The sequence below is a fragment of the Isoptericola sp. NPDC057191 genome (genome assembly GCF_042670225.1).
Classification (GTDB): Bacteria; Actinomycetota; Actinomycetes; order Actinomycetales; family Cellulomonadaceae; genus Isoptericola.
This window is the reverse complement of record NZ_JBHUWC010000034.1, coordinates 1-25,745: the sequence shown is the minus strand read 5'-3', so window position 1 is coordinate 25,745 and position 25,745 is coordinate 1. Positions and strand designations below refer to the sequence as shown.

Annotated in this window: 27 protein-coding genes; 11 read left to right on the top strand and 16 right to left on the bottom strand. The window is 71.6% G+C overall.

All coding sequences use genetic code 11. The features are described 5' to 3' along the window. Positions 1–1,025 (top strand): dihydrolipoamide acetyltransferase family protein (locus ACFT55_RS07290; protein ID WP_380243110.1); only part of this gene is annotated, 1,025 nt, incomplete at its 5' end. A gap of 128 nt (positions 1,026–1,153) precedes the next feature. Here the strand turns inward: ACFT55_RS07290 and ACFT55_RS07285 are convergent. The 7 genes from ACFT55_RS07285 to ACFT55_RS07255 are packed head-to-tail and all read right to left on the bottom strand — an operon-like array spanning position 1,154 to position 9,120. Further along, positions 1,154–2,647 carry an NAD-dependent succinate-semialdehyde dehydrogenase gene (locus ACFT55_RS07285; protein ID WP_380243108.1) on the bottom strand — a complete coding sequence of 498 codons (1,494 nt, stop codon included), beginning with the start codon at positions 2,645–2,647 and terminating at the stop codon, positions 1,154–1,156. Next, positions 2,644–3,450 carry an HpcH/HpaI aldolase/citrate lyase family protein gene (locus ACFT55_RS07280; protein ID WP_380243106.1) on the bottom strand — a complete coding sequence of 269 codons (807 nt, stop codon included), beginning with the start codon at positions 3,448–3,450 and terminating at the stop codon, positions 2,644–2,646. Before ACFT55_RS07280 ends, ACFT55_RS07285 begins: the two co-directional genes overlap by 4 nt. After that, entirely contained in the window at positions 3,435–4,259 is an 825-nt protein-coding gene (locus tag ACFT55_RS07275; protein WP_380243103.1) for a fumarylacetoacetate hydrolase family protein, read from the bottom strand. Before ACFT55_RS07275 ends, ACFT55_RS07280 begins: the two co-directional genes overlap by 16 nt. Then, positions 4,256–5,398, bottom strand: coding sequence for a 3,4-dihydroxyphenylacetate 2,3-dioxygenase (gene hpaD / locus ACFT55_RS07270; RefSeq protein WP_380243101.1), 1,143 nt, complete (start codon positions 5,396–5,398; stop codon positions 4,256–4,258). The genes ACFT55_RS07275 and hpaD overlap by 4 nt, the downstream gene beginning before the upstream one ends. Positions 5,399–5,429: 31 nt before the next feature. Next, positions 5,430–6,953 (bottom strand): 5-carboxymethyl-2-hydroxymuconate semialdehyde dehydrogenase, encoded by a 1,524-nt coding sequence (gene hpaE / locus ACFT55_RS07265; RefSeq protein ID WP_380243100.1) that lies wholly within the window; start codon positions 6,951–6,953, stop codon positions 5,430–5,432. Then, on the bottom strand, positions 6,953–7,657 hold the full coding sequence (locus ACFT55_RS07260) for a GntR family transcriptional regulator (protein WP_380243098.1): 705 nt from the start codon (positions 7,655–7,657) through the stop codon (positions 6,953–6,955). Before ACFT55_RS07260 ends, hpaE begins: the two co-directional genes overlap by 1 nt. Next, positions 7,654–9,120 (bottom strand): fumarylacetoacetate hydrolase family protein, encoded by a 1,467-nt coding sequence (locus ACFT55_RS07255; protein ID WP_380243096.1) that lies wholly within the window; start codon positions 9,118–9,120, stop codon positions 7,654–7,656. The genes ACFT55_RS07260 and ACFT55_RS07255 overlap by 4 nt, the downstream gene beginning before the upstream one ends. A 96-nt stretch (positions 9,121–9,216) precedes the next feature. Here ACFT55_RS07255 and ACFT55_RS07250 point away from each other — a divergent pair, with 96 nt between their 5' ends. Then, entirely contained in the window at positions 9,217–10,599 is a 1,383-nt protein-coding gene (locus ACFT55_RS07250; RefSeq protein WP_380243094.1) for an MFS transporter, read from the top strand. 58 nt (positions 10,600–10,657) lie between these two features. Here ACFT55_RS07250 and ACFT55_RS07245 read toward each other — a convergent pair whose 3' ends face one another. The 3 genes from ACFT55_RS07245 to ACFT55_RS07235 form a co-directional block, all read right to left on the bottom strand. Further along, positions 10,658–10,963: a hypothetical protein gene (locus ACFT55_RS07245; RefSeq protein ID WP_380243092.1), complete on the bottom strand. Its 306-nt coding sequence runs from the start codon at positions 10,961–10,963 to the stop codon at positions 10,658–10,660. Between the two features lie 249 nt (positions 10,964–11,212). After that, positions 11,213–11,827, bottom strand: a complete 615-nt coding sequence (locus ACFT55_RS07240; protein ID WP_380243090.1) for a hypothetical protein — start codon at positions 11,825–11,827, stop codon at positions 11,213–11,215. Positions 11,828–12,074: 247 nt separating this feature from the next. Beyond that, complete coding sequence (locus ACFT55_RS07235) at positions 12,075–12,776, bottom strand: IclR family transcriptional regulator (RefSeq protein ID WP_380243088.1); 702 nt, start codon at positions 12,774–12,776, stop codon at positions 12,075–12,077. A gap of 125 nt (positions 12,777–12,901) precedes the next feature. Between ACFT55_RS07235 and ACFT55_RS07230 the strand changes: the two genes are divergently transcribed. Together ACFT55_RS07230 and ACFT55_RS07225 are read left to right on the top strand one after the other, a co-directional pair. After that, entirely contained in the window at positions 12,902–14,800 is a 1,899-nt protein-coding gene (locus ACFT55_RS07230; RefSeq protein ID WP_380243086.1) for an FAD-dependent monooxygenase, read from the top strand. A 194-nt stretch (positions 14,801–14,994) separates the two neighbouring features. Next, on the top strand, positions 14,995–16,152 hold the full coding sequence (locus ACFT55_RS07225) for a LysR family transcriptional regulator (protein WP_380243084.1): 1,158 nt from the start codon (positions 14,995–14,997) through the stop codon (positions 16,150–16,152). A 55-nt stretch (positions 16,153–16,207) separates the two neighbouring features. Here ACFT55_RS07225 and ACFT55_RS07220 read toward each other — a convergent pair whose 3' ends face one another. Then, positions 16,208–16,474, bottom strand: a complete 267-nt coding sequence (locus ACFT55_RS07220) for a hypothetical protein (RefSeq protein WP_380243082.1) — start codon at positions 16,472–16,474, stop codon at positions 16,208–16,210. 595 nt (positions 16,475–17,069) lie between these two features. Here ACFT55_RS07220 and ACFT55_RS07215 point away from each other — a divergent pair. After that, positions 17,070–18,221 (top strand): LppM family (lipo)protein, encoded by a 1,152-nt coding sequence (locus ACFT55_RS07215; RefSeq protein WP_380243080.1) that lies wholly within the window; start codon positions 17,070–17,072, stop codon positions 18,219–18,221. Positions 18,222–18,355: 134 nt separating this feature from the next. Beyond that, on the top strand, positions 18,356–18,577 hold the full coding sequence (locus tag ACFT55_RS07210; protein WP_380243078.1) for a hypothetical protein: 222 nt from the start codon (positions 18,356–18,358) through the stop codon (positions 18,575–18,577). Between the two features lie 96 nt (positions 18,578–18,673). Here the strand turns inward: ACFT55_RS07210 and ACFT55_RS07205 are convergent, their stop codons facing one another. From ACFT55_RS07205 to ACFT55_RS07195, 3 genes are all read right to left on the bottom strand, one after another. Continuing rightward, on the bottom strand, positions 18,674–18,913 hold the full coding sequence (locus ACFT55_RS07205) for a WhiB family transcriptional regulator (protein WP_380243076.1): 240 nt from the start codon (positions 18,911–18,913) through the stop codon (positions 18,674–18,676). A gap of 196 nt (positions 18,914–19,109) precedes the next feature. Further along, on the bottom strand, positions 19,110–19,271 hold the full coding sequence (locus ACFT55_RS07200; protein ID WP_380243074.1) for a hypothetical protein: 162 nt from the start codon (positions 19,269–19,271) through the stop codon (positions 19,110–19,112). Continuing rightward, a complete protein-coding gene (locus ACFT55_RS07195) occupies positions 19,271–20,014 on the bottom strand; it encodes a class E sortase (protein ID WP_380243072.1) in 744 nt (247 codons plus the stop codon). Before ACFT55_RS07195 ends, ACFT55_RS07200 begins: the two co-directional genes overlap by 1 nt. A 196-nt stretch (positions 20,015–20,210) precedes the next feature. On the opposite strand from ACFT55_RS07195, the gene ACFT55_RS07190 reads away from it, so the two are divergent. Beyond that, a complete protein-coding gene (locus ACFT55_RS07190; RefSeq protein ID WP_380243070.1) occupies positions 20,211–20,747 on the top strand; it encodes an RNA polymerase sigma factor in 537 nt (178 codons plus the stop codon). Between the two features lie 4 nt (positions 20,748–20,751). Here ACFT55_RS07190 and ACFT55_RS07185 read toward each other — a convergent pair whose 3' ends face one another. After that, positions 20,752–20,958 (bottom strand): hypothetical protein, encoded by a 207-nt coding sequence (locus tag ACFT55_RS07185; RefSeq protein WP_380243068.1) that lies wholly within the window; start codon positions 20,956–20,958, stop codon positions 20,752–20,754. Positions 20,959–21,142: 184 nt separating this feature from the next. Here ACFT55_RS07185 and ACFT55_RS07180 point away from each other — a divergent pair, with 184 nt between their 5' ends. Continuing rightward, positions 21,143–21,562 carry a hypothetical protein gene (locus ACFT55_RS07180; RefSeq protein WP_380243066.1) on the top strand — a complete coding sequence of 140 codons (420 nt, stop codon included), beginning with the start codon at positions 21,143–21,145 and terminating at the stop codon, positions 21,560–21,562. Positions 21,563–21,694: 132 nt separating this feature from the next. On the opposite strand, the gene ACFT55_RS07175 is transcribed toward ACFT55_RS07180, so the two are convergent. Beyond that, a complete protein-coding gene (locus ACFT55_RS07175) occupies positions 21,695–21,856 on the bottom strand; it encodes a hypothetical protein (protein WP_380243064.1) in 162 nt (53 codons plus the stop codon). A gap of 265 nt (positions 21,857–22,121) precedes the next feature. Between ACFT55_RS07175 and ACFT55_RS07170 the strand changes: the two genes are divergently transcribed. The 3 genes from ACFT55_RS07170 to ACFT55_RS07160 are packed head-to-tail and all read left to right on the top strand — an operon-like array spanning position 22,122 to position 25,656. After that, a complete protein-coding gene (locus ACFT55_RS07170) occupies positions 22,122–22,964 on the top strand; it encodes a DUF5819 family protein (protein ID WP_380243062.1) in 843 nt (280 codons plus the stop codon). Then, positions 22,961–24,208 (top strand): HTTM domain-containing protein, encoded by a 1,248-nt coding sequence (locus ACFT55_RS07165; protein ID WP_380243060.1) that lies wholly within the window; start codon positions 22,961–22,963, stop codon positions 24,206–24,208. The genes ACFT55_RS07170 and ACFT55_RS07165 overlap by 4 nt, the downstream gene beginning before the upstream one ends. Then, positions 24,208–25,656 carry a phytoene desaturase family protein gene (locus ACFT55_RS07160; protein WP_380243058.1) on the top strand — a complete coding sequence of 483 codons (1,449 nt, stop codon included), beginning with the start codon at positions 24,208–24,210 and terminating at the stop codon, positions 25,654–25,656. The genes ACFT55_RS07165 and ACFT55_RS07160 overlap by 1 nt, the downstream gene beginning before the upstream one ends. The last annotated feature ends 89 nt before the right edge of the window (positions 25,657–25,745 follow it).

Here is a 25,745-nt window from a genome sequence, read left to right as displayed (position 1 = left end):
CGCCTGCTCCGGCGCCCGCGCCTGCTCCGCGTCCGGCTCCTGCTCCCGCCGCTGCCGGGCCCGCGATCGAGAAGCCGATGGCGAGCGTCCCGGCGTCGTCCGTCGCCGGGGCGCAGAGCGCCCGCGTGCTGGCCAAGCCGCCGGTGCGCAAGCTCGCCAAGGACCTCGGGGTCGACCTCGCGTCCGTGCACCCCACGGGCCCGGGCGGGATCGTCACGCGGGAGGACGTCGTCGCGCACGCCGAGGGCGCCGCGCCGAAGCCGCTCGCCACGTACCCCGACGACGACCAGCCCTGGCTCGCCTCCGGCACCGTCAGCACGGACGGCCGTCAGACCCGCGTGCCGGTGAAGTCGGTGCGCAAGCGGACGGCCGAGGCGATGGTGGCCAGCGCGTTCACCGCCCCGCACGTGACCGTCTTCCAGACGATCGACGTCACCAAGACGATGAAGCTGGTCGCCCGCCTCAAGGAGGACCGCGACTTCGCGGACGTGCGCGTCACCCCGCTGCTCATCGCGGCGAAGGCCGTGCTGCTCGCCGTGAACCGGCACCCGCAGATCAACGCGAGCTGGGACGACGTCGCGCAGGAGATCGTCTACAAGCACTACGTGAACCTGGGGATCGCGGCCGCCACGCCGCGCGGGCTCGTCGTGCCGAACATCAAGGACGCGCACACGCTCGACCTGCTCGGCCTGGCGAAGGCGATCGCGACCCTCACCTCCACGGCGCGCGCGGGTCGCACGCAGCCGGCGGACATGGCGGACGGCTCGATCACCATCACCAACGTCGGCATCTTCGGCACCGACACCGGTACCCCGATCCTCAACCCGGGGGAGGCGGGCATCCTCGCGTTCGGCGCGATCCGGAAGCAGCCCTGGGTCCACAAGGGCAAGATCAAGGCGCGCTGGGTCACCCAGCTCGCCCTGTCCGTCGACCACCGGCTCGTCGACGGCGAGCTCGCCGCCCGCTACCTGGCCGACGTCGCGAAGGTGCTGGAGGACCCAGCCCGCGGCCTCGTCTGGGGCTGACCCCGCGAGGTAGTGAGGAGAAGGCCGAGGTAGTGCGAGCTCTGGCGAGGTAGTCAACTACCTCGCGGACTCTCGAACTACCTCGGCCTTCGTCGAACTACCTCGCGGGTCTCTGGGCTACCTCCCGGTCACAGGGGCATGCCCACGTACTGCGTCTCCTGGTACTCGGCGATGCCCTCGAAGCCGCCCTCGCGGCCGGTGCCGGACTGCTTCATCCCGCCGAACGGCGCGGCCGCGTTGGAGATGACGCCGGCGTTGAGGCCCAGCAGGCCGAACTCGAGGCGCTCGGCGAACGCGAGCCCACGACGCACGTCGCCGGTGAACACGTACGACGCCAGCCCGTACTCCGTGGAGTTGGCGAGCTCCGCGGCCTCGTCCTCGGTACGGAACGTCGCCACGGGGGCGACGGGGCCGAAGATCTCCTCGGTCATGCAGCGGGCGTCGGCGGGGACGTCGCGCAGCAGGGTCGCGGGGTAGAAGTGGCCCGGGCCGTCGGGGCGGGCGCCGCCGACGACGACCTGCGCCCCGCGGGCGACGGCGTCGTCCACGAGCGCGGCGACGGAGTCCACGGCCTTGGCCTCGACGAGCGGGCCGAGCGTCGTCCCGTCCTCGAGGCCGTCGCCGGAGACGACGGCGCGGAACCGCTCGGCGAGACGGGAGACGAACTCGTCGGCCACGGACTCGTGCACGTAGAAGCGGTTCGCCGCCGTGCACGCCTCGCCGCCGTTGCGCAGCTTGGCGGCCATCGCGCCGTCGACGGCGGCGTCCAGGTCGGCGTCCTCGAACACGATCAGCGGGGCGTTGCCGCCCAGCTCCATCGAGGTGCGCAGCACGTTCCCGGCGGCCGACCGCAGCAGCGACTGCCCCACCGGCGTCGACCCGGTGAACGACACCTTCCGCAGCCGCGCGTCCGCCAGCAGCGGCTCGCTGACCGCCGACGCGGAGGCCGACGGAACCACGTTGAGCACACCGGCGGGCAGCCCCGCCTCGACCATCAGCTCCGCGAAGAGCAACGACGTCAGCGGGGTGAGGCGGGCCGGCTTGAGCACCATCGTGCAGCCGGCGGCGACGGCCGGCGCCACCTTGCGGGTGGCCATTGCCAGCGGGAAGTTCCACGGCGTGATGAGCAGGCACGGGCCCACCGGGCGACGCTGCACCAGCAGCCGCAGCGACCCCTCGGGGGAGTGCGTGTAGCGGCTGTCGTCGTGGGTGGCCTGCTCGGCGAACCAGCGCAGGAACTCGCCGCCGTAGGTGACCTCGCCGCGCGCCTCGGCCAGCGGCTTGCCCATCTCGAGCGTCATGAGCAGCGCCAGGTCCTCGCGCCGCTCCTGCACGAGGGCGAACCCCCGGCGCAGGATCTCGGCGCGCTCGCGGGCGGGGGTCGCGCCCCACGACGCCTGGGCCGCTGCGGCGGCGTCCAGCGCGGCCCGGGCGTCGTCGCCGGACGCGGACGCGACGTGCGTCAGCGTCTCCTCGGTGGCGGGGTTCTCGACGGCGAACGTGCCGCCGTCGGACGCGTCGCGCCACGTGCCGCCGATCAGCAGCCCGGTGGGCGTGGTGGCCAGGAGCTCGGCCGCGCGCCGGCGGACGTCGGCCGTGGTGGTCGGGGCTGTCGTCGTCATCGGGGTCCACCGTCCTTCGTGCGAGCGGCGACGCGGGCTGCGAGCTGCTCCGCGCCGCGGGCGATCAGGGTGACGTCGGCGCCGACGACGACGTAGGCCGCGCCGGCGTCGAGGTAGCGGTCGGCCATGGCGGGGTCGAACGCGTTGACACCGACGGGGGTGCCGGTGCGGCGGCCCGCGTCCAGCGCCGCGAGCACGGCGTCCACCACCTCCGGGTGGTCCTGCTGCCCGAGGTGGCCGAGGGAGGCGGCCAGGTCGGCGGGCCCGACGAGGACGGCGTCGACGCCGTCCGTCCCCGCGATGGCCTCGGCGTCCTCGATCGCGGCCCGCGTCTCGAGCTGCACCACCAGCGTGATGCCGTCGTCCGCCTCGTCGAGGTAGCCGGACACCCGGTTCCAGCGGGAGGAGCGGGCGAGCGCGCTGCCGACGCCGCGCACCCCCGCAGGCGGGTAGCGCACGGCGCGCACGGCCTCCTGGGCCTGGCGGGCGGAGTCCACCATCGGCACCAGCACGTTGGTGGCACCGAGGTCGAGCACGCGCTTGAGCGTCACCGCGTCGCCCCAGGGCACGCGCACGAGCGTCGCCACGGGGTACGCGGCGGTGGCCTGGAGCTGCGCGAGGACGGTGGTGAGGTCGTTGGGCCCGTGCTCGCCGTCCACCAGGACGACGTCGAGGCCGCTGCCGGCGAGGATCTCGGCGGCGAGCGGGCTGCCCAGGCTGGACCAGGCGCCCACCAGGGGGCGGCCGTCGGCCTCGGCGAGGAGGGCGGCCAGCGAGCGGTCGGTGGTCAGACGAAGCGGCATGTCACGGCTCCCAGGCTCCCAGTGCCGGCGTGGTAGTCGGCGTGCACGGTGTCGCCGGGGTGCACCCACGTGGGGCGGGTGAACGACCCGGCCAGGACGGTCTCGCCGGCGGCGAGCGAGTCGCCGTGCGCGGCCAGCTTGTTCGCGAGCCAGGCGACGCCCGCGGCGGGGTGGCCGAGCACGCCTGCCGCCACCCCGGTCTCCTCGATCGTCTCGTTCCGGTACAGCAGGGCGGACACCCACCGCAGGTCGACGTCGTCCACCCGGACGGGGCGGCCACCCACCACCATGGCGCCCATGGCGGCGTTGTCGCTGATGGTGTCGACGATGGTCCGGCCCGGCATCTCGACGCGGGCGTCGAGGATCTCCAGCGCGGGCACGACGCGGTCGGTCGCACGCAGCACGTCGGTGACGGTGACGCCGGGGCCGACCAGGGGCTCGGCGAGCACGAAGGCGAGCTCCACCTCGACGCGCACGTTCGAGTACGCGGCGTGCTCCACGACGCTCCCGGACTCGAGCACCATGTCGTCGAAGATGACGCCGTAGTCGGGCTCGGTGATGCCGGTCGCGGCCTGCATGGCCTTCGACGTCAGGCCGATCTTGTGCCCGACGACGCGGCGCCCGCGCGCCTCGCCACGCTCGCGCCAGGTGCGCTGCACGGCGTACGCGTCGGCCACCGTCATCCCCTCGTGCCGCGCGGTGAGCAGCGGCACGGGCGTGCGGGTGCGGTCGGCCTCGGCGAGTTCGTCCGCGATGGCGACGACGGCGTCGTCGTCCAGGGTGCGCCCGCCGTCGGGGTCGGCCGTCACAGCGTGGCCCCCAGCTTGAAGCCCTGCTCCGTGTCGCCCTTGCGGGTGTAGGAGAAGCCGTCGGCGCCGACGGTCACCTCCATCTCGGAGTCGTCGGTGCGCGCGACGACGGGCTGCGGGTTGCCGTCGAGGTCCAGCACGAGGGAGGCCTCGGTGTACCAGCTCGGCACGACGGGGTTGCCCCACCAGTCGCGGCGCTGGTTGTCGTGCACGTCCCAGGTGACGACGGGGTTGTCGGGGTCGCCCGTGTAGTAGTCCTGCGTGTAGATCTCGACGCGGTGCCCGTCCGGGTCGCGCAGGTAGAGGTAGAACGCGTTCGAGACGCCGTGGCGGCCGGGGCCACGCTCGATGGCGTCCGAGCGACGCAGCGCGCCGAGCTTGTCGCAGATGGCGAGGATGTTGTGCTTCTCGTGCGTGGCGAAGGCCACGTGGTGCATGCGCGGGCCGTCGCCCCCGGTCATGGCCGTGTCGTGCACGGTGGGCTTGCGCCGCATCCACGCCGCGTAGACGGTGCCCTCGTCGTCCTGGATGTCCTCGGTGACACGGAAGCCGAGGTCCTGCATGAACTTCACGGCCCGCGGCACGTCCGGGGTCACCTGGTTGAAGTGGTCCAGGCGGACCAGCTCGCCGGGCGTGTGCAGGTCGTAGCGCCACGACAGCCGCTCGACGTGCTCGGACTGGAAGAAGAACTCGTACGGGAAGCCGAGGGGGTCGATGACGCGCACCGACGCGCCGATGCCCTTGGTGAAGCCCTCGGCGGCGCGGCGCACCTCGCAGCCGAGCTCGGTGTAGAAGGCGACCGCCTTCTCCAGGTCCTCCGGGGTGCGCACGCGGTAGGAGAACGCGGCCACCGCGGCCACCTCGCCCTGGCGCAGCACGAGGTTGTGGTGGATGAACTCCTCGGTGGAGCGCAGGTAGACGCTCTCGCCGTCCTCCTCCGTGACGTACAGGCCGAGGACGTCCACGTAGAACTCGCGAGAGGCCGCGAGGTCGGTGACGACGAGCTCCATGTACGCGCACCGCAAGATGTCCGGCGGCGGGGAGGACGGCGTCGGCGTCGGGTTGGCGCAGCTGATCGGGGCCTCCTGGCTCACGTAGAAGCCGGAGGAGGTGAGGGTGCGGTCCTTGAGGTGGGTCATGTCTGGCGTCCTTGCCTGCGTGCCGGGGAGGTCAGTTCTTGCCGAAGGTCGGGTTGTGGACCTTGCCGAGCGTGATGTGCACGGCCTGCTGGTCGGTGTAGAAGTCGATGGAGCGGTAGCCGCCCTCGTGGCCGAGGCCGGAGGCCTTGACGCCGCCGAACGGGGTGCGCAGGTCGCGCACGTTGTTCGAGTTCAGCCACACCATCCCGGCCTCCACGGCCTGGGAGAAGTTGTGGGCGCGCTTGAGGTCGTTGGTCCAGACGTAGGCGGCCAGGCCGTACTTCACGCCGTTGGCCAGCTCGAGCGCCTCGGCCTCGGTGTCGAAGGGGGTGATGGCGACGACGGGGCCGAAGATCTCCTCCTGGAAGATCCGGGCGTCGGGCTTGACGTCGGCGAACACCGTGGGGGCCACGAAGTTGCCCGTCTCGAAGCCCTCGGGACGGCCGCCGCCGGCGACGAGCCGGGCCTCGGTCTTGCCGATCTCGACGTAGCTCATGACCTTGTCGAAGTGCTCCGGGTGCACGAGGGCGCCGACCTCGGTCGTCCTCTCGTGCGGGTAGCCGACGCGCACCCGCTTCGCCTGCGCCGCGTAGCGCTCGACGAACTCGTCGTACACGGACCGCTCGACGAGGATGCGCGACCCGGCGGTGCACCGTTCGCCGTTCAGCGAGAAGACGCCGAAGATCGTCGCGTCGACGGCGGCGTCGAGGTCGGCGTCGGCGAACACGATCGCGGGAGACTTGCCGCCGAGCTCCATCGACAGGCCCTTGAGGTACGGCGCGGCGTTGCCGAAGATGAGCTGCCCGGTGCTGCTCTCGCCGGTGAAGGAGATGAGCGGGACGTCGGGGTGCTTGACCAGCGCGTCGCCGGCCTCCTCGCCCAGCCCGTTGACCAGGTTGAACACGCCCTGCGGCAGCCCGGCCTCCTCGAAGATCCCGGCCCACAGCGACGCCGAGAGCGGCGTGAACTCGGCGGGCTTGAGCACCACGGTGTTGCCGGTGGCGAGCGCGGGCGCCAGCTTCCAGGACTCGAGCATGAACGGCGTGTTCCACGGCGTGATCAGGCCGGCGACGCCGATGGGCTTGCGGTTGACGTAGTTGATCTGGCGCCCGGGCACCTTGTAGGTGTCGTCGGCCTGCGCCACGACGAGGTCCGCGAAGAAGCGGAAGTTCTCCGCCGCGCGGCGGGCCTGGCCCAGGGCCTGCGTGATCGGCAGGCCCGAGTCGAACGACTCCAGCTCGGCGAGGCGCGCGTCCCGCGACTCGACGAGGTCGGCGATCCGGTGCAGGACGCGCGAGCGCTCGCGCGGCAGCATCCTCGGCCACGGCCCGTCGACGAACGCGCGGCGGGCGGCGGCGACGGCGGCGTCGACGTCGGCCTGCTTGCCCGCGGCGGCCTGCAGGTACGTCTCGTTGCTCACCGGGTCCAGCACGTCGAACGTCGCGCCGTCGACGGAGTCGACGAACCGGCCGTCGATGTAGTGCTGGATCGCGGTGGGCAGGTCGGCGGGGCGGTGCGGCTGCGGCATGGTCTGCTGCGTGGTCTGCTCGGTCATCACTTCTCCGAAAGGGGCGGTCGGTGGGTCGCCTGGTAGGCGAGCACGGCGTCGAGGGTGGCGGTGCGGTGGCGGCGGGCCGCGAGCTCCACGTCGGTCGCGGAGGTGCGGCCGGCCTGCAGCGCGGCGACCAGGTCGAGGATCTGGTCGTGCTCGGCGACGGACTCGCGCGCCCGGCCGGGCACGAACGAGAACGACGAGTCGCGCAGCACGGTCATGCGGCGCCAGCCCCGGTGCACCAGGTCGAGCACGTGCGGGTTGGGGCACGGCTCGAACAGCACCGCGTGGAACTCGAGGTTGAGCTCCGTGAAGCGGTGGGGGTCGAAGTCGGCGAGGCAGCGGTGCATCCGGTCGTTGACCTCGCGGGCGGCGGCGAGCTGCGCGGCGGTGAGGTGCGGGGCGGACAGGGCGGTGGCGAACCCCTCCACGAGCGCCAGCGTCTCCATCGTGTGCTGGTACTCGGTCTCGTGGAGGAGGGCCACCTGGGCGCCGACGTTGCGCTCGAACGTCACCAGGCCCTCGGCCTCCAGGCGACGGATCGCCTCGCGCACCGGCACCACGGACATGTCGAGCTCCCCCGCGAGCTGCGCCAGGACCAGCCGGTAGCCGGGCACGTAGCGGCCGTCCTCGATCCGCTCGCGCAGGAACGCGTACGCGCGCTGCGACTTGCTCACGGAGGCGGCGGGCCCGGCGGCGACGCTCATCCGGCACCCCCGGCGGTCTCGCGCTCGTACCGCGCGCGCCACTGCGCGTTCATGGGGAACAGCCCGTCGACGGCCGCGCCGGCGGCGACCTGCCGCGCCACCCAGGCGTCGGCGGCCTCCTGGGCCTCGGCCTCGGCGAGCACCTCCTCGACGAGCGCGGGCGGGATCACGAGGACGCCGTCGCCGTCGCCCACGACGACGTCGCCCGGCTGCACCGCGGCGCCGCCGCACGTGACGGTCACGTCGGTCTCCCACGGCACGTGCCGGCGCCCCAGCACGGACGGGTGGGGGCCCTGCGAGAACACGGGGATGCCGATCTCGGCGACGGCTTCCGCGTCGCGCACACCGCCGTCGGTGACGATCGCGGCCGCGCCGCGCACGTGGGCGCGCAGGGCGAGCACGTCGCCGACGGTCCCGGTGCCGCGCTCGCCGCGCGCCTCGACGACGATCACCTCGCCCGGTCCGACGCCGTCGAACGCGCGCTTTTGCGCGTTGAAGCCGCCGCCGTGGGACGCGAACAGGTCCGGCCGGAACGGGATCAGCCGCAGGGTGCGAGCGGTGCCGACGAAGCGGTCGCCAGGGTGGTTGCCGTGCACGCCCTCGACGAAGACGTCGGTGTAGCCGCGCTTGCGCAGCGCCGCCGACAGCGTGGCGACGGCGACGGCGGCGAAGCGCTCGCGGTGCGCGTCGGTGAGGGCGAACGTGGGCTCGGGCTCGGGCTCGGGCTCGGGCGCGGGCGCGGGGGTGCCCCATGCCTCGGCGCGCTGCTTCTCGTCCACGGACGGCTTCGACCCGAAGTCGCCGAAGGCGCGGGTGCCGGCGGTGACCGTGGTGACGAGGCGGCCGCTGCTCGGGGCGCCGGGTGCGTCGGGGGCGTCGACCTCGACCTCGACGACCTGCCCCGGCTCGACGACGGAGGAGCCCGCCGGGGTGCCCGTGAGGATCACGTCGCCGGGCTCGAGGGTGAGGTGCTGGGAGAGGTCGGCGACGAGGCGGCCGAGGTCGAAGAGGAGGGTGCCGGTGGAGTCGTCCTGCACCAGCGCGCCGTCCACCCAGGTGCGCACGCGCAAGCCTGCGGGGTCGACGTCGGCCGCGGGGATCCACTCCGGGCCGAGCGGCGTGAACCCGTCACCGCCCTTGTTGCGCAGGTTGGAGCCTTTGTCCGCGGCGCGCAGGTCGTAGAGGCCGAAGTCGTTCGCGGCCGTCACGGCGTCGACGTGCGACCAGCCGTCGGCGGGGGAGACCCACCGCGCTGCGGTGCCGATGCGGATCGCGACCTCGCCCTCGAACGCGAGCAGCTCGGTGCCGAGCGGCCGCTCGATCGTGCCGCCGGTGCCGGCGAGCGACGAGGCGGGCTTGAGGAAGTAGGACGGCTGGCTGGGCGTCCGGCCCCGCTGAGCAGCGCGGGACGGGTAGTTCAGGTGGACGGCGATGATCTTGCCGGGGAGGTCGTCGGTGACCACGGGCACCCCACTGTCGAAGGAACGGCGATGTCGTATCCCACATGATATACGATCCCTCGAACGGCACCACCCCGAGGACAGAGAGGTCTCCCGGACATGACCATCGGCACCGCAGCCGCCCCCAGCGACACCGACCGTCGCGAGCTTCGTCGCGTCGCCTTCGCGACCGTCATCGGTACCACCATCGAGTGGTACGACTTCTTCCTCTACGCCAGCGCCGCCGGACTCGTGTTCGGCACGTTGTTCTTCGAGCCCGCCGGCCCCGGCGCGGCCACCCTGCTGTCGTTCGCCACCGTCGGGATCAGCTTCCTGTTCCGTCCGCTCGGCGCCTTCCTCGCCGGGCACTTCGGCGACCGGATCGGCCGCAAGGCCATGCTCGTCGTCACGCTCGTCCTCATGGGCGGCGCCACCACGCTCATCGGCCTGCTGCCCACCTACGAGTCGATCGGCATCGCCGCGCCCGCGCTCCTCGTCCTGCTGCGCATCGTGCAGGGCCTGTCGACCGGCGGCGAGTGGGGCGGCGCCGTCCTCATGGCCGTCGAGCACGCGCCCGACGGACGTCGCGGCCGCATGGGCGCCTTCCCGCAGATCGGCGTCCCCATCGGCCTGCTGCTGGCCTCCGGCGTGCTCGCTCTCATGACCGGCGTCGTCTCCCCGGGCGACGCCTTCGTCCAGTGGGGCTGGCGCGTCCCGTTCCTGCTGAGCATCGTGCTCATCGGGGTCGGGATCCTCGTGCGGCGCTCGGTCGAGGAGAGCCCCGTCTTCCTCGAGATCGCCGAGAAGAAGGCCGCGGCGAAGACGCCGATCCTCACCCTGTTCCGCAAGCACTGGCTGCTCGTGCTGCTCGCCGCGCTCACCTTCGCGGGCAACAACGCCGCCGGCTACATGACGACCGGCGGCTACCTCCAGAACTACGCGACCACGCCGGTCGCCGACGGTGGGCTGGTCGGCATGGACCGCACGCCCGTGCTGCTCGCCGTCGCCTGCGCGTCCGTCGTCTGGCTGGCCTGCACGTTCGCGGCGGGCGCCCTCTCCGACCGCATCGGGCGGCGGAACACCTACATCATCGGCTGGGTCGCGTTCCTCGCCACCGTGTTCCTGCTGTTCCCGCTGGTGAACACCGGCAACCCGTGGCTGCTCTTCCTCGGCGTGGCCCTGTTCGCCATCGGCAACGGCTTCACGTACGGGCAGCAGGCCGCGTACTTCGCCGAGCTCTTCCCGGCGTCGATCCGCTACTCGGGCGTGTCGATCACCTACGCCATCGGCGCCATCCTGGGCGGCGCGTTCGCACCGACCATCGCGGCCTGGCTGGTGCAGCGCACCGGCACCGCGACGTCCGTCGCGTTCTACGTCGCGGGCGTCATGGTGGTGGCGTTCGCCGCCACGCTGCTGCTGCGCGACCGCACCGGCATCCCGCTCGGCCCGGAGCACGAGGAGGAGCAGGCCGCGAGCCCGATCTACGGGGTCTCGCACGTCTGATGCCCGGCCAGGGGTCGCGCCGACCTGTCACGGCCGGCGCGATCCCTGATCGCGCTGGCTAGTCCTCCGTCAGTGTCAGCCCGTCCGGGAGGCCCGCGACGGCCACGAGACTCCAGTCTGAGGCCGTCTGCTTCGTGGTCTTCACGGAGATGACACGCTTCCCGGGCGCATCAAAATGGACGACCGACTCAACGGGGACCCCGTTGCAGGGCCACACCTCTGGTTCGCCGGTTGCCTCGTCCTGGCCCTTGTCCCAGACGCGGATCTCGCCGTCGCCGTGGCAGACGAAGTAGCGGGTGTAGAACCGATCCGCGACCATGACGGTGAACCGTGCGGAGCCAGTTCGGTTGGTGGCGGGCTTCATCAGGAGTGCTGATCCTGCTGGATACCAGCCGTCGTTTGCGCCAGGCGCAGGAGTTGTAGCGGCCGAAGGCTCTTCCTTGGGAGGACGCGCCGTGCCCAGCGGCTCCGTCTCGACGGCCGCGGTCGATGGTGGGCCTGTGCAGCCAGCCAGGAATGCCGCGAGCGTAACAGGCAGAGCGGCGCCCGATATCCGCGATAATCTCATCCCGCGCCTCTCTCCACAGCTTGCTTCGACGAAGACCTGTCGGCGCTAGATCCTCTTGTCCCAGATCTTCCAGTTCTCACGGTAAGGGGCAGAGAAGGAGCCGTATTTCCAGGTCGAGTATGTGCAGTTCGAATAACGGTGAGCGGTCTTATAGCGCACCACTTCCTTCCAGTTGCCGTAGTCGCCGTACTTTCGGGTGTGGGCGGGAACCTTGCCCGAGACCTCGGCCCCGTACTCCGTCGTGTTGGACTTCTCGATCCCGCCGTTGACGGTCGCGCTCACCTTCGCGAAGATAGCGGCCTTGGCTTCGGCGGTCACGGAACCGGACACCGACCACCTGGTCGTCTTGGTCTTCTTGGTCGACCACTTGAAGCGAATCGCGCTGCTTCCGCGGTTCGACACTGCCGTGGCATAGGCGACGTCCATCTTGTTGGGCTTGTTCGTGAGGACGATGGCCTTGCCTGGCGTGCATCGCGCCGAACGCAACTTGCCGCTCGCGGCGCCGTCCTCCATCCAGAGGAGTTCCTCGCCATCCACTGTCAGGCCGCCGAGCGAAGCGTCGGTGGGCGGCGCGGGTGCAGGGGCAACGGCCGCATCTGGGGGTTCATTCGTGCCCCTGGAGGCCATCGCGGCCGTTGGCGTCAGGAGGCTCGCCGTCACTGCTATCAGGGCAGCACTCGCAGTCAAGAGCTTGTGGGGTCGCGCCCGAGATGATGGTCTCGGATCATTCCGAGAATAATGGGTCATAGATTGGACGCTAACACCGCGCGGCCGTGATCGGCAAAGTCCGGTTGCCGATGTTTCAAATTGACGAGCCGAGAGCGAATCTAGCGGAAAAGAGGTGACTCAGAGATATCGATCAGGCGGGTGTCTCAATCAAGCAGGTGTGCCTGGGCGCGCACGCGCCTCACTCGCCCAGGGCGCTCCGCACCGCCTCCGCCGACCGCTGGAGGCGGGCGGCCACCCGCTCTGCGCTCACGTCGTGAGAGACGTGCACGACGGCGAGTGCCGCAGGGCCTCGTCCTTGGACCGCGAGCGGCACGGCCACCGACCGCAGGCTCGGGATGACCTCGTCGTGGCTGGTCGCATACCCGCGGGCCGCCACCTCGGCCACGGCCTCTGCCACCTCGGGCGCGGATGCGGGCCACCGCGCCGGGGGCAGCTGGGACAGGATCGCCTTGCCGGGGGCGCCCCGGGTGATGGGGTGCCGTGCGCCGGGGCGTTGCGCCACCGGAGCCACGGCGTGCCGCGGCTCGACGCTGACGAGCGTCACGCACTCGTCGTGGTCGAGCACGGCGAGGAAGCAGGTCATCCCCAGGTCGTTCGCGACGGCGGTGAGCTCGGGGAGGGCCTCGGCCTGCAGGTCGTGGGCGACGCCGGCGGCCAGCGCGGCCATGCGTGCACCGAGGGCGACGTGCCCGTTCGCGTCGCGCACCACGAGGCCGTGGTGCTCCAGGGTGCGCAGCAGGCGGTAGGCGATCGAGCGGTGGACGTCGAGGCGCGCGGCGACGTCGTCGATGGTCAGCGGCTCGCGGGCGTCGGCGAGCGTCTCCAGGATGCGGATGCCGCGGCTGAGCGTCTGGGACGGGGGTGCGCCGGCGTCGGCCATCGTCGATCCTCCGTGAGCTAGGCTGCATTCAATAGTAGAACGTCGCGTTCGAATATAGAACGCGATGGTCGACCGTGCAACGCCCGACGCGGAGGTCGGGGCATCGACGACGATGAGGAGTGCTCGTGCAGTTCCACCACCATGGCTATGTCTCCGGGGACCCGCGGGTGCTGCCGCCCGCCGGCACCGGGGTGGACCGCCCCGTCGAGCTGCCCGACGAGGTCGACGTCCTCGTCGTCGGGTCGGGCCCCGCGGGCATGCTGCTGGCGGCGCAGCTGTCGCAGTACCCGGACGTCACCACGCGGATCATCGAGAAGCGCGAGGGCAGGCTCGAGCTGGGACAGGCCGACGGCATCCAGCCGCGCAGCGTCGAGACGTTCCAGGCGTTCGGGTTCGCGGAGCGCATCGTCGCCGAGGCGTACAACATCGGCTGGATGAACTTCTGGGGGCCGGACCCGGAGAACCCCCAGCACATCGTCCGCACCACACGGACCGAGGACTACGGCCTCAAGATCAGCGAGTTCCCGCACCTGATCGTCAACCAGGCGCGCGTGCTCGACTACTTCGCGGAGGCCGCCGCGCACGGACCGGGCCGGATCGTGCCCGACTACGGCGTCGAGTTCCTCGGTCTCACCGTGCACGACGGCGACGACGCCGGCGAGCACCCGGTCGAGGTGCGTGTCCGCCACGTCGCGGGCGAGCGCGCCGGCGAGGAGCGCACGGTGCGCGCGAAGTACGTGGCCGGGTGCGACGGCGCCCGCAGCGGCGTGCGGGAGGCGATCGGCCGCAAGCACGTCGGTGAGTTCGCGGCGCACGCCTGGGGCGTGATGGACGTGCTGGTCAACACCGACTTCCCGGACTGGCGCACCAAGTGCGCCATCAACTCCGAGGCCGGCAACATCCTGCTCATCCCGCGCGAGGGGGGGTACCTGTGCCGCGTGTACGTGGACCTCGGCGAGGTGGCAGCGGACGACCACCACCGGGTCCGCAGGACACCGATCGAGGAGATCGTCCGCCGGGCCAACGAGATCCTCACGCCCTACCAGCTCGACGTGAAGGAGGTGGCCTGGCACAGCGTGTACGAGGTGGGCCACCGCGTGACCGACAAGTTCGACGACGTGCCCGACGGCGAGGAGCACCGCACCGCGCGCGTCTTCCTCACCGGCGACGCCTGCCACACCCACAGCGCCAAGGCCGGGCAGGGGATGAACGTCTCGATGCAGGACGGCTTCAACCTCGGCTGGAAGCTCGGGTCCGTGCTCACCGGCCTGGCCCCGGAGTCGCTCCTGGCCACCTACTCGGCCGAGCGCCAGCCCGTGGCGCAGCAGCTCATCGACTTCGACCGCGAGTGGTCGAGCCTCATGGCGCGCAAGCCCGAGGAGATCTCGGACCCGCAGGAGCTGGCCGACTACTACCTGGCGACCTCGGAGTTCCCGTCGGGCTTCATGACGCAGTACGGGCCGTCGTCGATCGTGGCGGGGGACGCCCGACAGGAGCTCGCCGAGGGCTTCCCCGTCGGCAAGCGGTTCAAGTCCGCCGAGGTGACGCGCGTCTGCGACGGCAACGCGGTCCACCTGGGGCACCACGCCAGGGCGGACGGGCGGTGGCGGGTCTACGCGTTCGCAGACGCCGCCGCACCGGGTGCGGGGTCCGCGCTCGAGACCTGGGCCCGGTGGCTCGCCTCGGACGACTCGCCCGTGGGCCGGTACACGCCCCCCGGGGCGGACGTCGACGCCGTGTTCGACGTCAAGGTGATCTACCAGCAGGGCTTCCAGGACGTCGACCTGTCGGCCGTGCCGGACGTGTTCCGTCCGCAGACGGGACCGCTCGGGCTGACCGACTGGGAGAAGGTCTACGCGGCCGGGCCGACGGTGTGGACCGGCACGGACATCTTCGCGGAGCGCGGCCTGTCGCGCGACGGCGTGGTCGTCGTCGTGCGGCCCGACCAGTACGTGGCTCACGTCCTGCCGCTGACGGCGACCCGCGAGCTGGGGGAGTTCCTCGCGGGGGTGTTCGGCCGCTGACCCTGCCTGGGCGGCAGCTCTCCCGCGACGTTTCGGACGCAGCGGACAGTCGTGCGCAGGTCGGGCAGGGACGGTGTCGCCCGGGCTAACAAGTGGATTGCGATTTCTGCACGGCGGCCTGAGTGGCGCGGACGGGGACTGATACTCGAACGAGTCCACCCGGGTCCGAGCGTCAGGAAAGGCGGGCGTGCGAGATGAAGCGAGAGCTCGAAGCGTTGGCCGCCGTGGCCCGTGAAGGGTCGATGGCGCGTGCTGCCAGCACCCTGCACGTGGCGCCGTCGACGGTGAGTCGCTACGTCGACTCGTTGGAACGGTCCGTGGGACACAAGCTGGTCCGGCGGGCCGGGTCCGGCCCCCAGGCGCGGGCGCACCTGACCCAGCAGGGGCGCCGGGCCCTGGCGTACGGCTGCCCGGTCCTCTGCGGCATCCGCTCCCTCGGATTCTCCGGGCCCTCCGGCCCGGAGGACCCCCGGTGCCCCGCCGGGGAGGACCTGCCGTGCGTGGGCTTCGGGGGGTGTCTCGGGCGTGGCCAGGTCGACTCGTGGGTCGGGCTCCCCAGCCCGGTCGACCAGGACGAGATCGACGACGACCTCTGGGCCCTCGGCCAGCTGCGCGCAGGGGCCACGGCGGTGCGCGGCGCGGAACCGGCGCTGGCGAGGTCGTCGCCGATCTGGATCAGCAGGGTGCACCTCGACAGCGCGCTGCAGCTGTCGGACGGGTCGGACGTCGAGGAGCTGCGGCACCGCACGATCCGGTCGGCCGAGCGCTGGCACGCCGACGTGCTGCGGCGGGCCGCCTTCGTGCACCGGGAGACGCCGTCGGTGCAGGTCGTCCTCGATGGGAGGCTGCACCCCGACGACCACGCCACGGCGGAGGAGTTCGCGGCGGCGTGCGCGGCGGTGCGCCCGGGGATCAAGCGGGTCGTCGGGTTCGCCGGGCGGGTCCTGACGCTGCAGCGCGGTGAGCTCTCCGAGATGGCGCGAGCGCGGTTCGTCGAGCGGCACCGGGAGGCGGTGCGCGAGCTGGCTGCCATGGAGCCCGAGGTCGCGCACGCCGAGCAGGTGCTGGCCGACCTCCAGGCGAGCTGGCTGCGGGCGGATCAGCGGTACGACGAGGTGGTGCTCTCCACCGCCCGCGCCGCGGCGATGCGCCTGGGCTACTCGGTCCCGGTGATGTTCGAGACCTGTGACCCGGGCGAGGGCGAGTTCGACGAGGCGCGTGAGGCGGTCGAGCGGGCGATGCTCAAGCAGCTTCCGGTCATCGGTACGCGGCAGCGCGCCGGCGAGGCCACCGGTGCCACCGTCGTCTCGGCGTGGCGCGCCGCCGGGCTCGCGGTGTCCGCGGCGGCGTGACCCGTCCGACGGGTCCCGCGCCGGCGCGACGTGACGGGACGACCTCCCGCTGGCGTCAGCGGCCGCGCCGCACGGCGTGCCGTGCGAAGACCTCGCGGTAGACGTGCAGCCGCTCGACCTGGAGGTCGGCGAACATCGGCACCTCGATCTCGTCCGGCGGCTGCGCCGCCAGCGCGGCGAGGATGTCCGACTGCTGACGGTCGACGGCGGCGAGCCGCAGGCGGTCGGCGGGCGTCAGCCAGCAGAAGGTGTCGGCGAGCGTCGGAAGGCCGACCTGCCGCGGGACGCCCCCCGTCCAGGTGCTCTCGGTCGCCCCGGTCATGGGCGCGAGACCGAGTCGATGAACTGGGCGATCCCGATCCCGGCGAGGCACGACGCGATCATCAGGGGCGCCCACCACGGGGGCAGGTGGCGGAGGATCCCGCCCCTCGACCGCCGTCGCCGTCGCCGACGAGCCCGCTCCTGGTGGCGTCCCTGCCCGCGCGGGCGCGCGACCTCGGGCGCTGGAGCTCGCGAGACGACGTCCGGTGTCGGACGTGCCTCGGTCGTCGGAGTGGTCATCGCGGTCCCTTGGCATGGGTGAGGTGCAGAGCGGGGACCTGACCGCCGGACGGTAAGCCTCCCCGTCCCATGATCCGGCTTCCTGAGGCGCCGAAGATCGGTGTTGCAGAATCTGCACGACGGCAGTTCGGCGCCGTAGCGGGCGGCATGATGTGGAGCGCGGACCAGGCGGGAGATCAGCGGTCAGGTCCGTCGACGGTCGGACTGTGCCCCGCTGGGGGTGGCGCGGTCCGACCGTCCCTGTCCTGGCAGCGACGCGGGCGCGTCACTCAGTTGGCGCCCGCCTACTACTCATTCCTCCGCGGGCGGCCATCCGGGGACGGGCGGCTCGCCCTCGTCACGGGAGATTGGCACGCGTGAACACTCCGCACCGGCGCGCCCCCGCGCGCACAGCCCTGGCCGCGCTGGGAGCCGTGGTCAGCCTGCTCGTCCTGGCCGGCTGTATGACGATCGACATGGACATGATCGTGTCCGAGGACGACACCGTCTCGGGCTCCATGATCATGGCGCTCCAGGACGACGCCGCCGAGTCCTTGAACGAAGATCCGCAGGACCTGTGGGACCAGTGGAACAAGGAGCTGACGCCGACTCTCGGCGACGGGATGTCGCAGGAGGAGTTCGCCCAGGGCGGGTTCACCGGCACCCGGATCATCTTCAAGGACCAGCCGCTGCACGAGTTCAACGCGGGGGGCACGGCCGGCGAGGAGCTGACCATCGTCCGCGACGACGACGCGTTCGTCGTGGACGGCGTCGTCGACCTGTCGGAGGCGGGGAAGCAGCTCAAGGCCCTCCCGCGAGCCGTGCGGGACACGTTCGAGGTCCGCCTGACCATCGGCTTCCCCGGCCCCGTCTTCGAGTCGAACGGCACCATCGACGGCAACCAGGTGACCTGGTTGCCGCCCGTCGGGAAGTCCACCGAGATCCACGCACGAGCCCGCGCGACGGCGCATCCCGCCCCCACAGCGTCCCCGGCCGCGGAGCCGACCGCGGCCCCCGCGCGGGATGGGGTGTCCTCCTCGGCCGGGTGGTACGTGGCAGGACTGGTCGCGTTGATCCTCGTCGTGGTGCTGATCCTGCGGGCACGGACGAACCGCGCCCGGGCGACCTCCTCGGAGCCGAGCCCGAAGGCCTTCACCGGCTCGGCCGGGGCCGCTCCCGGTCTCGGCGACGTGATCTTCGGCGAGCGACCGCGTCCTGACGGCGAGGCACAGCACGACGTCGTCCCGAAGTCCGCGCCGAGCGATGCTGCGCCGCCCCCCGCGCCCGCCCAGGAGAGTGCGGCGCCCGCTGCCGCCGAGCCGGAGCCGAAGGAGTCGGAGCCGACGAAACCGAAGCCGACCGAGCCGGCGGCGATGGCCCGGGCGGTGGTGGAGCGGGCGTTCGCGACAGCCGCGGAGTCGACGGCGGCACCGGGCTCTGCGGCGGAAGCGGTTGACGACTACGCCTCCGAGCCGGCGGAGCCGAAGGAGCCCGAAGTGCGCGAAGAGGGCGAGCAGCCGAACTGCTGACCATCGGCAACGGTCGTGCTCGCGGGTACTCAAACCTTGCTCGCCCAGGGCGTGCACGGTGAACCGGCGCTCCTCGCTCGGTAGGTTCGTGGCCCAGGGCACACGGTCGTGCCGGGCCTTCGGAGAGGAGTGACGTGGAGCTGCGCGAGATCGAGATCGACGGGACGAGGACGCCGACGTCGCATCGGCTGCGCGACACGCTGCGGAGGTTCATGGACGACGCCGACGAGCCCGGCATGCCGGGTCGCGAGGTGCTCGAGCCGATGCTCGCGGCCATCGTCGACGCTCTGGCCGACCTGGAGGACTCCGCGACGACCGCAGCTCGCTCACCGTCCGACGACGACACCGTGCGCTGATCGATACGCCGAAGCGCGGCGACGGCTCATCATGGTGAGCCGTCGCTGCGCTTCCTCGTGCTTCGTCGTGCTTCGTCGTGGCGTTCTGTGCGGTGACTACTGGTACCGGCGGAACGACACGAGGACCGCTCGCTCCTCGGCGGTCTGGCCGCCCCAGACGCCGTAGCGGGTGGACCGTCGTTCCGTCATGAGCGCGTACTCGAGGCAGTCGGACGACACGGGACACCGGCCGCAGACGCTCTTGGCCTCCCGCTCGCGGTCCATGCGAGGTTCGCCGCGCTCGCCCTCCGGGGAGAAGAAGAGCTCCGGGTCGCCCTTGCGGCATTCCGCTTCCATGATCCAGTCGCGCGAGCCCACACGTACCTGCGGCGCGGTGGGGGCAGCGGTGCGGAGGCGGGCCGATCGTCGTCGGGGCGCCGAGGTGAGGTTCTGCAAGATCGTGACTTTCCTTCACTGAGTGCGGTGATGGCGCTCCGCGTGACGCGGGCGCTGACGACGACGGCCTCGGGGGCACGTCGTCCGGCGGGCTGACCTACTCGACGGCCGGGTCTCCGCCCAGGAGCGCGACAGAGGGCGCCAGGGCGGGAAAGACCCAGAGGAAGAGCACGGCGACGGCGGCCAGGAGCAGCACCAGGGACAGCACGATGCGGAGAAAGACGTTCCCCGGCAGGTGACGGAAGATCCATGCGTACATCAGTTGTCCCTGCTCTCGAGCACCTGTGCGGGCGTTCCGTCCGAGCGGTCCATCCATCCGACGAACGTGGCGTAGGTGATCCACCGGTGATCGTTGCCGTACTCGCCCAGCGTGAGCGAGTGGCAGGTGGTCAACGTGAGCATCCGCTCGGTCGGCTTCTGGCCGGGATGGTGCGGGACGGGCGCGATGACGTCGGTCTGGTCGGGGGTGACGATCTCGTGGTCGGTGACCTCGTACACGTACCAGGTCTTCGGGGTCTCGACGATGATCTGGTCGCCCTTGTCGAGGCGGTCCACGTATCGGAACGAGTTGCCGTGCGTGCGCCGGTGCCCGGCGAGCGCGAAGTTGCCGACCTCCCCGACCTGCTGCGACGTCTCGTAATGTCCGGCCAGGGCCCGGTCGAGGATGTTCAGCGACGTGCCCTCGGCGATCGGCATCTCGTTGTTCGTGAGGCCGTACCACGCCGGCACGATGAGCGTCCCCGTCGTCTCTCCGACGTCAGCAGGAGAGGGGACCGGGGGATCGTCCGTGCGCAGGTCGGCGGTGTGTGACACCTCGGGCGCGAGCCCGTCGCGGAAGTCCGACATGATCGTGCTCGCCTCCGCGTTGGCGGTGACCGAGGTCCACCAGAGCTGCCAGACGACGAAGAGGCCCAGGACGACGCCGATCGTGAGGAGCAGCTCTCCGAGGATGCCGACGCACGTGCTGCCTGTGCGGCGCACGGCGCTTCGTTCTGGGTTCACCCCGTGACGATATGGCCGCATTTTTGCTACCCCTGGCGCCGACGCCAGGTTTGAGTGAGTACTCATCGTGCCCGCGTCGATGCCGAGGTCCGGCACCGCATTCCCTCGCGGTCGTCCGATGAGTAGCAGGTGGATCGTCCCGGCCGGACCAGACAGTGGTGCCGCTGATTGAGCCGGATGTGGGACGGGATGCGTGATGGAGGACGAGAGGTCTGACGCCGAGCTGGTGGAGCAGGTGCGACGAGGCGACGAGTCGGCCAGCCGCGAGCTGTGGCGACGCCACTGGCACGCCGCGCTCGCGACGGCGGACAGGTATCGCGACGTGGTGGACCCGGAGGACGCGGCGCAGGAGGGCGTGATGAAGGTCTTCCTCGCGGTGCAGCGCGGAGCCGGCCCGACCGGCGCGTTCCGCCCTTATCTGCGACGCGTGGTGCGGAACGTGGCCGTGTCCGCGGCACGGCGACGCCACGCCTGGGCCGTCGGTGGCCTGATCGAGCTGGACCGCCTCGTCCGGGACCTGCATGAGAACCCGGTGGACGACGTCGTGGCGCGGCTCGAGGTCGCGGACGCCCTGCGTCGGCTGCCGCGCCGGTGGCGCGACGCGCTGTGGGACGGCGTCGCGCTGGGCATCCCGCCGCGTGAGCTGGGCGTGTCGTACGGGATGTCGGCCAACGCGGTTTCGGCGCTGGTCAAGCGGGCCAAGGCCGGGATGCGCGAACAGCTGTCGTCGTGAGGCGTCAGGAGACCAGCGTGGCCGTGAGGATGCCGGCGCCGAAGCCGGCGGCGATGCACGCGGGGACGACGAGCCGGGGATCGCCCGCCGCGGGGCTCGTCAGCCAGGTCCAGGTGTGCGACAGGAAGGACCGAGGCTCGGGGCGCGCCCGGTGGGAAGGGCGTCGCGCCTCGGTGCGGGCGGTGCGGATGGCGCGGCGGGAGGCCGTCACCGGCGGTGTGGGTTCGGGAGTCACATCTGGAGCACGTCACCGCCTCCTCAATTCTGACGCGCAGGAGGGTGTGGGCCGCGTCATGACGGGCCTGAGTAGCGAGTGGGCCGATCTGCGGGTGTTAGACCTTTCCGGCGGTGCAGTGAGTACCGCGACAGCTCCAGCCAGGCGGAAGGTCAGTCAGATGATGAGGAACGAGCACACGGGTTCGCGCGGCAGGGTCGGTCGGCGACTGGCGGCCCTGACGGTCGCCGTGGTCACGGTGGCGAGCCTGGCCGCGTGTTCGTCGGGCGACGACGGCGAGGCGACGGCGTCCCCGTCGACGACCCAGCAGCAGGCGCAGGACGGCCCGAACGCCAAGGTGGAGTCCCAGATTCGCGACGCGATCGACGTCACGCGCTCTGCCGAGGGCGTGGTGGGCAAGAAGAAGCTGAAGTCCCTCCAGGTGGCTCTGGCCAACACGACCGTCGCGCTCGAGAAGCTCAAGCAGGCTGAGGGTGACGACGTCGAGGAGGCGCAGGCGAACCTCGACAAGGCGGTGAAGGAGCTCAAGCAGGCTGAGGCGGCCGCCAAGAAGGCGATCGACAAGAAGTCGGAGAAGTAGGCCTCGGGGGACTAGCTCCCGACGGCGACGGCCCGCGGTGGGCGGCGTGGTGCTTCCACCACGGCGTGCCCACCGCGGGCTTCATGTCTGGGCGGTGTCGGCGTCGACGGACGTGGACGCTTCTGTTGCGGCTCAGGCCGCGGCGAGCTCGAGCACGTCGGGCAACGCGACGTCTGTCGCGGACGGGGCGTTCTTCGCGATCGAGGTGTCCATCGCCTCGCCGGAGGACGGCGAGCGTGTCAGCAGCCGTCCGGTGTTCACACGGACGGCCGCTCCGGACAACACCAGAGTCACGACTGAGGGGCGAGGCCACACGGCCTCGCCCCTTGGTCGTTGCTGACGACGTCGTTGCTGACGACGGGCCGCATCAACGTCACTCCCTCAACGTCCCGTGCGGTTAGTGCCGGCACGGGCTACTCAAGTCGCGGCGCAGCACTCCTCAAGTGGGCCGCAGGCCGTCATGAGGGGCTCCTCTGGGGCGATGCGAGGCAGAGATTTGAGCCCTAGACGCGAGGCGACCGGCCCGCGCCCTCCCACTCACTAGAGCTCGGATACACGGATGACAACGAACACCTCGGTCGAACCAGACCCGGCCGCTCCCGGGGTCGGACCTCACACGGCCAGCACCGGCACCAGCGTCCCGCGCAAGTGGTACGTGAAGGTGATCGCCGTCGGCGCGATCCTCCTGACGGCGTGGCACATCTTCGCCTCGTTCCTGTGGATCAGCCCGCCGACGCCGTTGCGCGAGCTGGTTCCCGGGAACCTCCTGTCGAGCTACATGATCCCCTGGTACGGGCAGAGCTGGAGCGTCTTCGCGCCGGAGCCGATCAACGGGGACTACCGGTTCAAGGTCCGGGCCGAGATCGAGCAGGGCGGCGACACGACCACGGTGACCGACTGGTTCACGGCCACCGACGTCGAGATGGGCGCCGCGCGCCACAACCTCTTCCCGCCGCGAGGCACGTCGCTCGGGACGCAGCAGGCCTCCAAGCTCAAGGGCGCGTGGGAGAAGCTCACCCCGGAGCAGAAGGAGATCGCCGCGCTGGGCTTCTACGAGGGCGACGCCTGGCTCGGCCGCATGCACGCGGCGATGAAGGAGAAGGGCAACGAGGCTGCCGCCACCGACTACATCGTCCAGGAGCGGTACTCCGACGCCTACGCGACCCAGGTGGCGCGGGCCGTCTGGGGCGACGACGTCGTGCGGGTCCAGTACCAGGTGAGCCGGCAGAACATCGTGCCGTTCGCGCAGCGCAACGATCCTGACGCGAAGCGTCCGGACCCCACCATCGTCGCCACCGGATGGCGCGGACTCATCGACATGCCCCACCAGTCGGACGAGGCGTTCGCCAACACGTTCCAGGCGTGGATGGACGGCACCGGTATCAAGGGAGCGGACAAGTGAGCGACGGCGTGATCAAGAGAGGCGTCGGCACCGGCGTCGACCTGGGCAAGAGGGCGTGCGACCGCGCTCGTTCTGTCGTGACGATGACCGTCGACGTCTTCGAGAAGTGGCTCTTCGTGCAGAAGCGTGCGAGCTACGGCCTCGCCGTCGCGCGCATCCTGCTCGGCGTCATGTTCGCGGGCGCCTTGCTGACCAACTTCGGCTCCCGCCACTTCGCGTTCGGCGAGGGCGTGGCGTGGAGCGGGCAGGTGGAGTTCCCGTCCAGCGACTTCGCCGTCATGTGGCCGTTCAGCATCTTCCACGACGCCGGCACGAACCCGACGCTCCTGACCTTCCTGTTCCTCCTGACGATCGCGCTGGCGGTCCTGTTCTCCCTGGGCTACCGGACGCGGCTGGTCATGATCCCGCTGTTCGTGCTCTGGGTGGGCTACGTCGAGTCCAACTCCTACCTGTCGGACCAGAGCGACAACCTGACGCGGATGGCGATGATCGCGATCTTCTTCGCCGCTCCCGCCGACCGGTGGTCGCTCGACAGCCTGCGCCGCAAGAAGTTCGCCGACATGACGGAGCGCAACGTGCTGCTGCGGTGGTGGCGGTTCCAGCGGGTCCTGCCGCAGTGGGCCACCAACATGTCGCACAACCTGGCGATCGCCGTGCTCGTCGCGCAGATCTGCTTCATCTACGCCTCGGGCGGGTTCTTCAAGGACCAGGGCAAGCCCTGGTACGGCGGCTGGGCCGTGTACGACCCGATCCACGTGGAGCGGTTCGGCACCTGGCCCGAGCTCAGCCACCTGGTCACCGTCTGGGGCCCCGGGGTCGCGATCGCGACGATCACGACCGTGCTGGTGCAGGCACTCTTCCCGGTGATGCTGCTGCGCCGGGGGACGCGGATCTTCGCCCTCGCCGTCATCTTCGCCTTCCACCTGGGCATCGCCGTGCTGATGGGCCTGCCGTGGTTCTCGCTGGCGATGATCGCCCTCGACGCCGTGCTGATCCGTGACGTGACCTGGCAGCGGGTGCCGCACGCCTTCCGACGCTCCTGGCGGGTGGCCGGGGGCCACTCACCGGAGCCCGACGTCGCCGAGGGTGTCGTGGAGAAGCCCGCCGGCACGACCGCGGCCACGAGCACCGCCAAGGCCGCGGACGGCGCGGCCGAGGGCGCCGAGCACCCCGACCGCGAGGTGGAGATCCCGGACTACGTGACGGTCCCGGCAGGCTCGACCGATCCTGCCAAGGCGGTCTGATGTCCGTGCAGAGCCCGGACGTGACCGTGGTCGGGAGCGGGCCGAACGGTCTGGCGGCCGCCTACGTGGCGGCGACGCACGGGCTGTCCGTCCGGGTCGTCGAGCAGTCCGACCGTCTCGGCGGCGGGCTGCGCAGCGAAGAGGTCGTCGAGCCCGGGTTCAGCAGCGACGTCTGCGCCGCCGTGCACCCGCTCGCGGTCGCGTCGCCGTTCTTCGCCGCCACGGGGCTGCTCGACGACGTCGAGCTCGTCACGCCGGAGATCTCCTACGCGCAGACGCTGCATCGTGGGCGGGCCGCCGTCGCCTATCACGACGTCGGGCGGACGGCGGACGCCCTCGGCCGGGACGGCGCCACGTGGCGTCGGATCTTCGACCCGCTCGTCGCGGACGTCGAGGCGCTGACCCGGTTCACGCTCGGGGCGCCGCTGGGCATGGGGCTGCCGGGAAGACCGCACGTGCAGTTCGGGCTCCGGGCCCTCGCCACCGCGCGGCTCACCGGCCCCACCGTGTTCCGCGGGATCGACGCGCCGGGCCTCCTCAGCGGCCTGCACGGACACACGATGGGTGACGCCGGCACGCTCGCCGGGTCGTTCGTCGGGCTCACCCTCGGCGTGCACGCGCACGCCGGCGGGTGGCCGATCCCGGTGGGTGGTTCGGGGGCGATCGCGGCGGCGATGATCGCCCGGCTGCAGGACCTCGGTGTCGAGCTGGTCACCGGGCACCGGGTCCGGTCGCTCGCGGAGACGGCGGGTTCGCGCGCCGTCCTGCTCGACGTCGCCCCGCAGGCCCTGCCCGCCCTCGCCGGGGGGCGGCTCAGCCCCCGCGCCGCCCGGCCGTACCAGCGCTTCCTCAGCGGGAGCGGGGCCGCGAAGCTCGACCTCACGCTCGACGGTCCGGTGCCGTGGACCGACGAGCGACTGGCGGGAGCAGGAACCGTGCACCTCGGCGGGCGTGCCGCCGAGCTGGTGAGCGCGGAGCGCGCCGCGGCCCGGGGCCTGCCGTCGCGCTCACCCTTCATGCTCGTCGCGCAGCCGTCGACCTTCGACCCGACGAGGGCGCCCGAGGGCAAGCACGTCCTGTGGTGCTACGCGCACGTCCCGCGCGGCGACACGCGCGACATCTCGGAGCGGATGATCGACGCGATCGAGCTGCACGCCCCCGGCTTCCGCGACCTCGTCCGCGGCGGCGTCTTCCGGCCTGCCGCCCAGCTGGAGGACCACAACCCGAACATGATCGGGGGAGACATCGGGACCGGGGGCACCGGGCTGCGGCAGCTCTTCGCCCGCCCGCGGTTCAGCCCCGCCCCGTGGGTGACTCCGCTCCAGGGCACGTACCTGTGCTCCGCGGGGACCTCGCCCGGACCGGGGGTGCACGGCATGGCGGGCTGGCACGCCGCACGCCACGCCCTGCGCCGGGAGTTCGGCATCACGGTGGGCGAGCTGCACTGACAGCCGTCCTCGCCAGACGACGGACCGGAGCCGCCCGTACCCCGCACTTCCTGCAACACGTCACGCCCGACGCCCGACCGGAGATTCGG